The organism is Nonomuraea sp. ATR24 (genome assembly GCF_041950485.1).
GTDB lineage: Bacteria > Actinomycetota > Actinomycetes > Streptosporangiales > Streptosporangiaceae > Nonomuraea > Nonomuraea ceibae.
On record NZ_JBGNUU010000002.1, the window covers coordinates 597,851 to 609,917 of the forward strand.

Consider the following 12,067-nt stretch of genomic DNA (forward strand, 5'->3'; position numbering starts at 1 on the left):
AAAATCGCGTTCGAACCCGTGAAACAGAGTGTTGCTCTGGTGCTGACGCGGCCGTACGGTCGCCTCAACTTCCCGCCACCGCAGGTCAGCGCCGTCCCCCGGCGACGAGGTGGCCGAGCGAACCACCCCCAGAGCGAGCGCGGTGCTCGCGGCCCCCTCATGCCCGCCGAGCACCGTCGACACAAGGAGTTTGGCGTGAGCGACACCTCAACGGGCGGCCTGAACCGCCGTTCCTTCCTCAGAGCGGCCGCCGCGCTCGGCGGGACGTCCCTGGTGGGCGCGTGCGGCGGGCTGAAGGGCACCGGCGGCTCGTCCTCCGACGTCCTCAAGATCGGGTACGTGAGCCCGCAGACGGGTCCGCTGGCCGGGTTCGCCACCGCCGACAACTTCGTGGTCAAGCAGATCCAGGAGGCGCTGCGCAACGGCTTCACCGCGGGCGGAGTGAAGCGGCGGATCGAGATCGTCGTCAAGGACACCCAGTCGAACGCCAACCGCGCCACGGAGGTCACCCGCCAGCTCATCAACAGCGACAAGGTGGACCTGATCGTCGGCTCGTCGACGCCCGACACCACCAACCCGGTCGCCGACCAGTGCGAGGCCAACGGCATCCCGAACGTGACCACGATCGCCCCCTGGGAGGCGTGGTTCCACGGCCGGGGCGGCAAGGACGGCGAGGGGTTCACGTACACGACGCTGTTCTTCTTCGGCATGAAGGAGTTCGCCGACTGCTTCTTCCCCATGTGGGACCGCATGGGCGTGACCGGCAAGAACGTGGCCGCGCTGTGGCCGAACGACACCGACGCCAACGCCTTCCGGCAGGGGCTCGGCCCGATGATGAAGAAGTCCGGCTACACGCCGGTCGACGGCGGCGCGTACCAGAACGGCGCCACCGACTTCACCGCGCAGATCGCGGCGTTCAAGGAGGCCGAGGCCGAGCTGTTCACCTGCGCGCCGATCCCGCCGGACTTCCAGACGTTCTGGAAGCAGGCCAGGCAGCAGGGGTTCAGGCCGAAGCTGGCCACGGTGGCGAAGGTGATGCTGTTCCCGTCCGAGGCGGAGGCGCTGGGCGATCTGACGGACAACATCGCCACCGACTTCTGGTGGAGCCCGGCGCACCCGTACGCCTCGACGCTGGACGGCCGCAGCGCCAAGCAGCTCGCCGACGACTTCGCCGCCGCGACCGGCAAGCAGTGGACGCAGGCGCTGGGCTCGGTGTACTCGCTGTTCGAGATCGCGGTGCAGGCGTTCAAGGAGGCGGACGACCCCAAGGACCGCGACGAGGTGGCGGCGAAGCTGCGCGGCATGAAGATCGAGTGCATGAGCGGCAAGCTGGACTTCACCGCCGGGCCGCAGCCGGGCATCGCGATCCAGCACCCGGTGGGCGGCCAGTGGCGCAAGGGTGAGCGCTTCCCGTGGGACGTGGTCATCGTGGACAACTCCGCCAACAAGGACGTTCCCGTCGGCGGCGACCTCCTGCCCACCAACCCGTGATGGCGGCGCTGTTGCGGCTGGACGGCGTCACCAAGAGCTTCGGCAGGGTGACCGTCGCCGAGAAGCTGACGCTGTCGGTCGAGGCGGGCGAGGCGCTGGGGATCGTCGGCCCGAACGGCGCGGGCAAGTCCAGCCTGTTCGCGATGATCTCGGGTGATCTGCGTCCCGACGGGGGCGCGGTGTGGTTCGGCGGCCGGGAGGTCACCGGCGCGCCGCCGTACGCGCGCACCCGGGCGGGCATCGGCCGCACCTACCAGGTGCCCAGGCCGTTCGAGCACCTCACGGTGTTCGAGAACGTGCTGGTCTGCGCCCACCAGGGCGCTGGCCTGCGCGGCGGCCGGGCGCAGGCGCACGCCATGGACGTGCTGGAGCGCACCGGGCTGGCCGCGCTGGCCAACACCCCGGGCGGGCGGCTCACGCTGTTGCAGCGCAAGCGCCTGGAGGTGGCCAGGGCCGTGGGCACCGCGCCCCGGCTCCTGCTGCTGGACGAGGTCGCGGGCGGCCTGACCGAGCCGGAGGTGGCCGAGCTGGTCGCGGTCGTACGCGGCCTGCACGCCGACGGGCTGGCCGTGGTCTGGATCGAGCACGTGGTGCACGCGCTGGTCAAGACCGTGGGCCGGATGGTGTGCCTGGCGGGCGGGGCCGTCGTCGCCGACGGTGAGCCGATGCGGGTGCTGGCCGACCCGAAGGTGCGCGAGCTCTACCTGGGCGGCGGACCCGAGACCGAGACGACCACCGGTGAGGAGGAGCGGCCGTGACCCTGCTGTCCATCCGCGACCTCACCGTCCACCACGGGCAGTTGCGCGCCGTGGACGCCCTCAGCCTGGAGGTACGGCAGGGCGAGGTGCTGGCGATCATCGGCGCGAACGGCGCGGGCAAGTCCACGCTGCTGCGCGCGCTGGCCGGGCTGATCCTGCCGACGTCCGGCACCATCGGCTTCGCCGGCCGCGACATCACCCGGCTGCCCGCCCACAGGCGGGTCTCGGCGGGGATCGCGCTGGTGCCGGAGGGGCGCAGGCTGTTCCGCTCCCTCACCGTGGAGGAGAACCTGCTGGCCGGCGGCTACCGGCGCCGTCCCGGCCCGTGGACGCTCGGCGCCGTGCAGGCGCTGTTCCCGTGGATGGCCGAGCGGCGCGGCCAGAACGCCGCCCAGCTCTCGGGCGGCGAGCAGCAGGCGGTGGCGATCGGCCGGGCGCTGCTGGCCAACCCCGACCTGCTGCTCATCGACGAGCTGTCGCTCGGCCTCGCGCCGGTGATCGTGCGCCGCATCTACGAGGCGCTGCCGGAGATCGTCGGCGCGGGCACCACCGCGCTCATCGTCGAGCAGGACGTCTCCCAGGCCATGCGGGTCGCCGACCGGGTGCACTGCCTGCTCGAAGGCCGGTCCGTGCTGCACGGGCGGCCCGGGGACCTGACCGCCGAACAGGTCGAACACGCCTACTTCGGCCTCGACGCCCGGCCTGCCGGCCAGGAAGGACACGACTGACATGGGCTGGCTCAACGCCGTCGTCCAGGGAATCCTGCTGGGCGGCCTGTACGCGCTGTTCGCCACCGGCCTGTCGCTGATGTTCGGCGTGATGCGCATCGTCAACCTGGCGCACGGCGACCTCGCCGTGGTCGCCTCGTTCCTGGCGCTGGCGCTGGTCGGCGGCACGGGGCTGCCGCTGTGGGTGGTGCTGGTGGTGACGGTGCCACTGTTCGCGCTGCTCGGCTACCTGACGCAGCGGGTGCTGCTGCAGCGGAGCCTGGCGGCCGGGCCGCTGGCGACGCTGCTGGTCACGTTCGGCCTGTCGATCGTGCTGCAGAACGTGCTGCTGGAGATCTTCTCGGCCGACACGCGCACGCTCGACGGCGGCGCGTTCGCCACGGGCTCGTTCGAGCTGTCCGGCGCGATCTCGGTCGGCTACCTGTCGCTGACGACGTTCGTGCTGGCCGGGGCCGTGCTGATTGGCATCCAGCTGTTCCTGTCGCGTACCGGGCTGGGCCGGATGCTGCGCGCCTCGTCCGACGACGCGGAGACCGCCAGGCTCATGGGGGCCGACAGCCGGCACGTCTACGGCATCGCCACGGCCATCGCGTTCGCGACGGTCGCGCTGGCCGGGCTGATGTTCGCGATCCGCTCCTCGTTCGACCCGTCGATCGGCCCGTCCCGGCTGATCTTCGCGTTCGAGGCCGTGGTCATCGGCGGGCTCGGGTCGCTGTGGGGGACGCTGCTCGGCGGCATGGTGCTCGGCATCACGCAGTCGCTGAGCGCGCAGGCCGACCCGGCGCTGACCCTGCTCGCCGGCCATCTCGTCTTCCTCGCCGTGCTGGCCTTCCGGCCGCAGGGCCTGCTCGCTGGACGGACCGCATGACGCTCTCCGATTTCGTGACCGCCCGCGCGGCGGGCGGGCCGCACGTCAGCCGGGCCGCCCGCGCCTCCCGGCTGTCCGGCCTGGTCATGGCGGCCGGCGCGGCCCTGCTGGCGGCGCTGCCGTTCCTGGTGTTCAGCACGGTGACCGACACGCTGGTCAACCTGTTCGTGCTGGTCGCGCTGGCGAGCATGTGGAACCTGCTCGCGGGCTTCGGCGGGCTGGTGTCGGTGGGCCAGCAGGCCTACGTGGGCATCGGCGCCTACACGGTCATCGCGCTGGCCGACCTGGGCGTGCAGCCGTACCTGGCGGTCCCGCTGGCGGCGCTGACCTGCGCGGTGTTCGCGGTGCCGACGTCGTGGCTGGCGTTCCGGCTGCGCGGCGACTACTTCGCCGTCGGCACCTGGGTGATCGCCGAGGTCTACCGGCTCCTGGTGGTGCGGGTGGACAGCCTCGGCGGCGGCAGCGGCAAGGGACTGACCGGGCTGTCGGGGCTGGACCAGACGCTGCGCGGGGCGCTCACGTACTGGATCGCGCTGGCCCTGGCGCTGGCCACGATCGCGGGCTGCTACCTGCTGCTGCGCGGCCGGCTCGGGCTGTCGCTGATGGCGGTGCGGGACGAGGAGACCGCCGCCGGTTCGGCGGGGATCGACGTGGGTCGGGCCAAGCGGCTGGTCTATCTCGTCTCGGCGGCCGGGTGCGGCGCGGCCGGCGGGGTGATCACCGTCAGCTCGCTCAGCGTCAACCCCGACGCGATCTTCAGTGTGCAGTGGTCCGCGTACATGATCTTCATCGTGGTGATCGGCGGGATCGGGTTCATCGAGGGCCCGCTGATCGGCGCGCTGGTGTTCTTCACGATGCAGCAGTTCCTCGCCGACTACGGTTCCTGGTATCTGGTCGTTCTGGGAGCGGTCGGGATCGCGGTGGCGCTCTGGCTGCCCGGCGGGCTGTGGGGGCTGGTGCGCTCCCGTACGGGGCTGAGCCTGTTCCCCGTCGGCTATCACGTGAGGAGGCCCGATGTCCGCGAGTGAGCCGTCGCCGGTCGAGCTGACCGAGCGCATGCTGGCGGCGATCGAGGCGACCGAGCCGCACCTGAACGCGTACGCCCTCGTCACGGCCGGGCAGGCCCGCGCCGGGGCCGCCGAGCTGGAGGCCGGGCCGGTGCGCGGGCCGCTGCACGGCCTGCCGATCGGGATCAAGGACCTGATCGACACGGCGGGCGTGCGGACCGCGTACGGCTCGCCGCGGTTCGCCGATCACGTGCCACAGCGGGACGCGAGCGCGGTGCGCGCGCTGCGCGAGGCCGGCGCGGTGATCCTCGGCAAGCACGCCACGCACGAGCTGGCCTGGGGCGGGCGCACCGACAGCGCGTTCTTCGGGCCCACCCACAACCCCTACCGTCACGGGCACGTGCCGGGCGGGTCGTCGGGCGGGTCGGCGGCCTCGGTCGCCGCCGGGAGCAGCCTCGGCGCGCTCGGCTCGGACACGGCGGGCAGCGTGCGCATCCCGGCCGCGCTGAGCGGGTGCGTCGGGTTCAAGCCGGCCCGGGGGCGCGTCCCACTCGACGGGGTGCTGCCGCTGGCGCCGTCGCTGGACCATCTCGGCGTGCTCGCCCCGACGGTCGACGGCGCGGCACGGCTGATGAGCGCTCTGGCCGCCCCGCTCGGGCCGGGCCCGTCCCGGCCGCCGCGGGTGGGCTGGCTGGGCGGCTACTTCGACGCGGTCCTGGAGCCGGGCGTGCGGGCGGCGCTCGCGGCCGCCCGGACGCGGCTGGAGGAGCACGGCGTGCCCGTCGAGGACGTCGCCGTGCCCGACGAGCCGCTGATGCCCGAGGCGGTGCTGGCCAGGATCGTGCGCGAGGCGGGCGCGTTCCACCGGCGGGCGTTCGAGCGGGAGCCCGCCCTGTTCGGGGCCGACGTGGCCGAGCTGATGCGGATGCCGCCGCCCGCGCCCGAGGAGACCGGACGGCAGGAGGCGGCCATACGCCGGATGACGGCCCGGCTGGCGCGGGCCCTGGACTCCTGCGACGTGCTGGTCAGCGCGACCGTGCCGATCACCGCGCCGCCGATCGGCGCGATGACCGCCGTGGTCGCCGGGCCGGCCGGGCCGGTCGAGTGGCCGATCGAGCTGCTGCTGACCCGGCTGACCTCGCCGTTCAACGCCGCCGGGCTGCCGGCCGTCTCGGTGCCGGTGGCGCTGGCCGGCGGCCTGCCCGTCGGGCTGCAACTGGCGGGCGCGGCCGGGCGGGACGACCTGGTCCTCGACGCCGCCCGCCTGGTCGAGCGGCTGACCCCGCCCCTGCCCGCACCACCACACTCACACAGAAGGGAACGGCCGTGACACTGCTCGACGGCACCGACTGGCAAGGAAAGATCTTCAAGACCGGCGCGTGGACGCCGGGGAGCGGCGGCGACTACGCCGTCGTCGAGCCCGCCACCGGCGGCGAGCTCGGCCGCATGGGCCTGGCCTCCCCGGAGGACGTGGCCGAGGCCGCCCGCACCGCCGCCGAGGCGCAGCGGGAGTGGGCCGCCCTGCCGCACACCGCGCGGGCCGCCGTGCTGCGCAGGGCCGGTGACCTGTGGCAGCGGCACGCCGAGGAGATCAGCGGCTGGAACGTCCGCGAGGTGGGCGCGGTGCCCGGCATGGCCGGGTTCGCCCTGCACGTGGCGGCCGAGGAGTGCTACGAGGCGGCGTCGCTGCCCGGCCGCGCGATCGGCGAGGTGCTGCCTTCGGAGCAGCCGCGCCTGTCGATGGCCCGGCGCATGCCGGCCGGGGTGGTGGCGGTGATCTCGCCGTTCAACGTGCCGATCATCCTCGGCATCCGGTCCGTGGCCCCGGCGCTGGCGCTCGGCAACGCGGTCCTCCTCAAGCCCGACCCGCGTACCGCCGTCACCGGCGGCACGCTGATGGCGCGCGTGTTCGAGGAGGCCGGGCTGCCGCCGGGCGTGCTCCAGATGCTGCCCGGCGGCGCGGACGTGGGTGAGGCGCTGATCGCCGACCCGCACGTGCGCGTCATCTCCTTCACCGGCTCCACCCCGGTCGGCCGGCGCATCGGCGAGCTGGCCGGCCGCCATCTCAAGCGGGCCCACCTGGAGCTCGGCGGCAACTCCGCGCTGCTGGTGCTGGACGACGCCGACGTGGAGTCGGCGGTGAACCTGGCCGCCTGGGGCTCGTTCTTCCACCAGGGCCAGATCTGCATGACCACCGGCCGCCACCTGGTCGACGGCCGCCTCTACGACGAGTTCGTGGAGCGCCTGGCCGCCAAGGCGGGCGGGCTCACCGTCGGCGACCCGGCCACCGGCGAGGTCGCGCTCGGCCCGGTCATCGACGCCGGGCAGCGCGACAAGATCCACCGGCTGGTCACCGAGAGCGTCGGCCAGGGCGCCAGGCTCGCCTCCGGCGGCTCCTACGAGGACCTCTTCTACCGGCCGACGGTGCTGGCCGACGTGCCGCTGACCGCGCCGGCCTTCGCCGACGAGGTCTTCGGGCCGGTCGCGCCGGTCACCCGCGTCTCGTCGGCCGAGGAGGCCGCCGAGATCGCCGCGGCCAGCGAGTACGGCCTGTCGCTGGGCATCGTCACCCGCGACGCGATGCGCGGGCTGGCCGTGGCCGAGCGCATCCCGACCGGCATCGTGCACATCAACGACCAGACGGTGAACGACGAGGCCAACGCCCCCTTCGGCGGCGTGCGCGCGTCCGGCACCGGGTCGCGGTTCGGCGGGGCGGCGGCCAACATCGAGGCGTTCACCGAGACCCGGTGGATCACCATGCGGGGCGAGCCGCCGCGTTACCCCTTCTGAACCCCTTCTGGGGGAAAACCTGCGGCGTGTTCCCTGACACCCTGCGTGCCTGGTGCGTACTGTCGGCGGTGATTCTCCAGTTTCCGCTGGTCAGGGCATCTTTCTTTCGCGTATGGGGGGACTCGCGTGAGCGTGGCCGTGGTGATGCCCGCCTACCGGGAGGAAGCCAATCTGGCGGCGACCGTCGAGGACTTCCTCACGACGCTGGAGGAGGACGAGCACTGGGTGGTCGTCGTCGACGACGGCTCGCCCGACCGCACCGGCGAGGTCGCCGACCGGCTGGCGAGCCGCTTCCCCGGCCGGGTCAAGGTCGTGCACCACCAGGCCAACCTGGGCTACGGCGCGGCCGTGCGCACGGGCATCGCGCACGCGCTGGCGGAGACCGGGGCGCGGCGGATCTTCCTGACCGACTCCGACGGCCAGTTCCGCGCCCACGGCCTGCCGGAGCTGGTCGCGGACGCCGAGCGGGAGCGCGCCGACGTGGTGATCGGCTACCGGCTGCCGCGCGCCGACCCGCTGGGGCGCCGGCTGGCGGGCGGGGCCTGGACGTGGCTGACCCGGCTGCTGCTCGGGATCAGGGCCCGCGACGTGGACTGCGCCTACAAGCTGTTCGACCGGCGTGTGCTCGAACGCCTCGACCTGCGCGCCGACGCCGCGACGATCTCCCCCGAGCTGCTGGCCAAGGCCCGCGGCCTGGGCGCGCGGATCATCCAGCGGCCGGTGGAGCACTTCCCGAGGCTGCACGGCGAGCAGAGCGGCGGCCGGCTGCCGGTCGCGCTGCGGTCGCTGCGCAGCCTGCTGTCGCTGTGGGCCGAGGTGTCGCCCGCGACCCCTGTGGGCCGGGCCGCGCACCGGCTGGTCCGGCCGCGCGACCCCGTCCTCGCCGTGCTCACCGTGCTGGCCGCCGTGCTGTCGATGGTCGCCTGGCAGCACTTCGGCGCGGCGCGGCTGGCGTACCCGGACGCGATCTCGCACCTGCTCATCTCCCGCCGGGTGATCAGCTCGCCCACGCCGGGCCTGGCGCAGCTCGGCGGCGTCTGGCTGCCGCTGCCGCACCTGCTGACGCTGCCGCTGGTGTGGATCGACGGCTGGTACCGGTCGGGCACGGCGGCGACCGTCGTCTCGATGATCGCGTACGTGCTGGCGACCCGTTACCTCTACCGGACGGCGCTGCTGCTCACCGGCAGCCGGTGGGCCGGGGTCACGGCGGCGGCCGTCCTCGCGCTCTGCCCCGCCGTGCTGTATCTGCAGAGCACGCCCATGACCGAGCTGCCGCTGCTGGCCTGCCTGGCCGCCACGGTCTACCACCTCACGGCGTGGCGGCGTACCGAGGACTACCGGAGCCTGGCCGCGGCCGGGGCGGCGGCGCTGCTCGCGACCCTCACCCGCTACGAGGGGTGGGTGATCGCCGCCGTCGCGGCGCTGATCGTGGGCTGGACCGTGTGGCGGCGCTCGCCGCGCCCGCGCCGGCGCTCCCGCGCGGAGGCGCACGTGATCTTCTACGGCACGCTCGCGTTCGCCGGGATGGCGCTGTGGCTGCTGTGGAACGTGGTCATCTTCGGCGACCCGCTCTACTTCTACGCCGGCGAGTACGCCAAGCCGTCGCTGTGGGTGTCGCGCGACGAGCTGACCGTGGGCGACTGGGGGACGTCGCTGAGGACGTACGGCTACGCGGTGGTGGGCAACCTGGGTCCGGTGCTGCCCGTGCTGGCGCTGGCCGGGCTGGTGGCGCACGTGCTGCGGCGGCGCGACCCGGTGTGCCTGGCGCCGCTGCTGCTGGCGGTGTTCTTCGTCTACGCGCTCTACTCCGGGCAGCGTCCGCTGCACGTGGAGGAGATCGCCGGCGACCTGTACAACGTGCGCTTCGGCCTGATCGTGATCCTGCCGGTGGCGCTGCTCGCGGGCGGACTGGCCGCCGAGGCGGCGCGGGCCGGGCGGCCGGTCGCCGCGCTGGCCGGCGCGGTCGCCGTGCTGGTGTGCCCGCTGGCCACCGGCGAGCTGGACGTGCGGCGCGAGGCCGAGGCGTTCCGGTCGGGCGAGGCGGTCCGGTCCGGGCTGCGGGCCGCGGCCTGGCTCCGATCCCACTACGACGGCGGCAGGGTGCTGATGCAGTCGTTCGGCAACGAGGTGCTGACCTTCCACTCCCGGGTGCCCACCGGGTCCATCCTGTACGAGGGCAGCTTCCGGCAGTGGCGGGCGGCGCTGGACGACCCGGCGGGCAGCGGCGTGCGGTGGATCCACATGCGCCGCACGCCGGGCGACCGCGACCGGGTGTGGAAGGCGCTGAACGGCGCCCCGGCGCTGCGCGGCTACACGCCGGTCTACGACGACGGCGACCGCGTCGTCTACCGGGCGGGGGCGGCCCGGTGAGCGCGCACGTCACGCTGAGCCGCGGGCAGCGGATCACCGCCGGGGCGGGCGCGCTCGTGCTGGCCGGGGCGATGGCGCTGACCGGGGTGGTGACGGTGCTGGCCGCCTGCATGGTCACCGTCACCCTGCTGTACGCGGCGGGCGTCGGCTACAAGCTGTGGCTGATCTTCCAGGCGCGGGGCGGCGACGTGCTGCGCTTCGCCGAGCTGCCCGGGGACGACGACCTGCCGCCCTACACGGTGCTCGTGCCGCTGCACCGCGAGGGCCGCGTCGTGCCCGCGCTGCTGCGGCGGCTGGCCGCGCTCGACTACCCGGCCGACCGGCTGCAGGTCCTGCTCCTGGTCGAGGAGGACGACGAGGACACCGCCGCCGCGCTGCCCGACGAGCTGCCCCCGGGCTTCGAGCTCGTGCTGATCCCGGCGGGCGAGCCCAGGACGAAGCCGAAGGCGTGCAACGTCGGCCTGGAGCGGGCCCGCGGCGAGTTCTGCGTGATCTACGACGCCGAGGACAGGCCCGAGCCGTCGCAGCTGCGCAAGGCGGTCGCCGCGTTCGCCGGGGCGCCCAGCTGGGTGGTGTGCGTCCAGGCCGAGCTGCACTACTGGAACCCGTGGACCAACTGGCTCACCCGGTGCTTCACCGCCGAGTACGCGCTGAACTTCAGCCTCTTCCTGCGCGGGCTCGACCGCTACCGGATGCCGATCCCGCTCGGCGGCACCTCCAACCACTTCCGCGCGGACGCCCTGCGCGAGCTGGGGGCGTGGGACCCGTACAACGTCACGGAGGACGCCGACCTGGGCATCCGGATCGCGCGGCGCGGGTGGAGCGTGCGCATGATGGACTCGGTCACCGAGGAGGAGGCCAACAGCCGGCTGGGCAACTGGGTGCGGCAGCGCAGCCGGTGGATCAAGGGCTACATGCAGACGTGGCTCGTCCACATGCGCTCGCCTCGGCGGCTGTGGCGGGAGCTGGGGGCGCGCGGGTTCTGGAGCTTCCAGTTCACGGTCGGGTTCTCGGTGCTGTGCACGCTGCTCAACCCGGTGCTGTGGGCGCTCACGGCGCTCTATCTGGTGGCGGGGCCCAGCGCGGTCGAGGCGCTGTTCCCGGGGGTGGCGCTCTATCTGGGCACGATGGTCATGGTGGCCGGCAACCTGCTGCTGATGCTCGCCCACATGGCGGGCTGCCTGGAACGCTCGGTGCACGAGGCGGTCCGCACGATGCTGCTGGTGCCGCTCTACTGGGCGCTGATGAGCGTGGCGGCGTTCCGGGCGCTGGTGCAGCTCGCGCGGCCGAGCCGCCGCTTCCACTGGGAGCTGACCGAGCACGGGCTGGTGCCCGACTCCCCCGGCGTCACGTGACGGCGGGGGCGCGAATCACGCGCCCCCGCCCCACGGTCAGGAGTCGGCTACCGGGACCAGGCGGAAGGTCTGGTTCTCGCCGCCGTGGCAGCGGTGGTGCTGGACGACCGTGTAGTGGTCGTGGGAGTGGCCGAAGACGTCGATGCACTCCTTGTTGTACGCCGAGCGCCACATGACCGGCCTGCCGGACAGCGCGCCCGGCCGGTCGGCGTTCCACAGCGCGCGCGGGTTGACGTGCCCGAACCGGCCGCAGACGTCCTGGACGAGGCGGGCGTGCCGCTCGCGGGGAATCGCGGCGCACAGGCCGGAGTGGCGGTTCACCAGGAGCCAGGCGTGGTCCCAGCGGACGACGCGCCACTGCTGCGTGGACAGGCCGCGCACGGGCACCTGGATCATCCCGAGCGGGCGCGGGCCGTGGGTCTGGGCGGTGATCGCCTGGCGGCTGTGCTCGGCGACGATGTAGAAGACGTCCCCGCGGTCGGTGCCGGGCCGCGACAGCGTGTCCGCCGCGGCGGCGGGCATGGCGGCGGGTATGGCGGCCGAGACCGCGAGCAGGGCGCCCAGGAGCGCTCCGGCGCTCCTGGTGACGAAATTGGTGTTTTTCGCCATTTTCAAGGATTCCTCCGGGAAATTGGGTTGACCGGACGAGAAAAGCTCGTCTCCGCCGAAGAAACACTTTCACCCGCCACACAAGCCGCCC

The 12,067-nt window shown here is 73.5% G+C and carries 10 protein-coding genes; 9 read left to right on the top strand and 1 reads right to left on the bottom strand.

The window, feature by feature from the left end:
• Positions 1 to 195: 195 nt before the first annotated feature.
• From ACBI99_RS06725 to ACBI99_RS06765, 9 genes are all read left to right on the top strand, one after another.
• Positions 196 to 1,491 carry an ABC transporter substrate-binding protein gene (locus tag ACBI99_RS06725; RefSeq protein ID WP_219516522.1) on the top strand — a complete coding sequence of 432 codons (1,296 nt, stop codon included), beginning with the start codon at positions 196 to 198 and terminating at the stop codon, positions 1,489 to 1,491.
• The gene (locus ACBI99_RS06730) at positions 1,491 to 2,249 is read left to right on the top strand and encodes an ATP-binding cassette domain-containing protein (RefSeq protein ID WP_357591001.1); all 759 of its coding nucleotides are present in this window, start codon (positions 1,491 to 1,493) and stop codon (positions 2,247 to 2,249) included. Before ACBI99_RS06725 ends, ACBI99_RS06730 begins: the two co-directional genes overlap by 1 nt.
• Complete coding sequence (locus tag ACBI99_RS06735; protein ID WP_219516541.1) at positions 2,246 to 2,977, top strand: ABC transporter ATP-binding protein; 732 nt, start codon at positions 2,246 to 2,248, stop codon at positions 2,975 to 2,977. The genes ACBI99_RS06730 and ACBI99_RS06735 overlap by 4 nt, the downstream gene beginning before the upstream one ends.
• A 1-nt stretch (position 2,978) precedes the next feature.
• Positions 2,979 to 3,845, top strand: a complete 867-nt coding sequence (locus ACBI99_RS06740) for a branched-chain amino acid ABC transporter permease (protein ID WP_219516550.1) — start codon at positions 2,979 to 2,981, stop codon at positions 3,843 to 3,845.
• Positions 3,842 to 4,873 carry a branched-chain amino acid ABC transporter permease gene (locus ACBI99_RS06745; protein ID WP_219516566.1) on the top strand — a complete coding sequence of 344 codons (1,032 nt, stop codon included), beginning with the start codon at positions 3,842 to 3,844 and terminating at the stop codon, positions 4,871 to 4,873. The genes ACBI99_RS06740 and ACBI99_RS06745 overlap by 4 nt, the downstream gene beginning before the upstream one ends.
• Positions 4,860 to 6,182, top strand: a complete 1,323-nt coding sequence (locus ACBI99_RS06750) for an amidase (RefSeq protein WP_375071896.1) — start codon at positions 4,860 to 4,862, stop codon at positions 6,180 to 6,182. Before ACBI99_RS06745 ends, ACBI99_RS06750 begins: the two co-directional genes overlap by 14 nt.
• Entirely contained in the window at positions 6,179 to 7,642 is a 1,464-nt protein-coding gene (locus tag ACBI99_RS06755) for a benzaldehyde dehydrogenase (protein WP_219516583.1), read from the top strand. Before ACBI99_RS06750 ends, ACBI99_RS06755 begins: the two co-directional genes overlap by 4 nt.
• 126 nt (positions 7,643 to 7,768) lie before the next feature.
• A complete protein-coding gene (locus tag ACBI99_RS06760) occupies positions 7,769 to 10,012 on the top strand; it encodes a glycosyltransferase (RefSeq protein ID WP_375071897.1) in 2,244 nt (747 codons plus the stop codon).
• Complete coding sequence (locus ACBI99_RS06765; RefSeq protein ID WP_375071898.1) at positions 10,009 to 11,367, top strand: glycosyltransferase; 1,359 nt, start codon at positions 10,009 to 10,011, stop codon at positions 11,365 to 11,367. Before ACBI99_RS06760 ends, ACBI99_RS06765 begins: the two co-directional genes overlap by 4 nt.
• Positions 11,368 to 11,403: 36 nt before the next feature.
• Here ACBI99_RS06765 and ACBI99_RS06770 read toward each other — a convergent pair whose 3' ends face one another.
• Complete coding sequence (locus ACBI99_RS06770; protein ID WP_219516601.1) at positions 11,404 to 11,976, bottom strand: RICIN domain-containing protein; 573 nt, start codon at positions 11,974 to 11,976, stop codon at positions 11,404 to 11,406.
• Positions 11,977 to 12,067 lie beyond the last annotated feature (91 nt).

Bases quoted from the DNA above. Each gene is read 5' to 3' on its own strand.
- ACBI99_RS06770 (WP_219516601.1), bottom strand. From the start codon at position 11,976: ATGGCGAAAAACACCAATTTCGTCACCAGGAGCGCCGGAGCGCTCCTG.
- ACBI99_RS06750 (WP_375071896.1), top strand. From the start codon at position 4,860: ATGTCCGCGAGTGAGCCGTCGCCGGTCGAGCTGACCGAGCGCATGCTG.
- ACBI99_RS06730 (WP_357591001.1), top strand. From the start codon at position 1,491: ATGGCGGCGCTGTTGCGGCTGGACGGCGTCACCAAGAGCTTCGGCAGG.
- ACBI99_RS06745 (WP_219516566.1), top strand. From the start codon at position 3,842: ATGACGCTCTCCGATTTCGTGACCGCCCGCGCGGCGGGCGGGCCGCAC.
- ACBI99_RS06740 (WP_219516550.1), top strand. From the start codon at position 2,979: ATGGGCTGGCTCAACGCCGTCGTCCAGGGAATCCTGCTGGGCGGCCTG.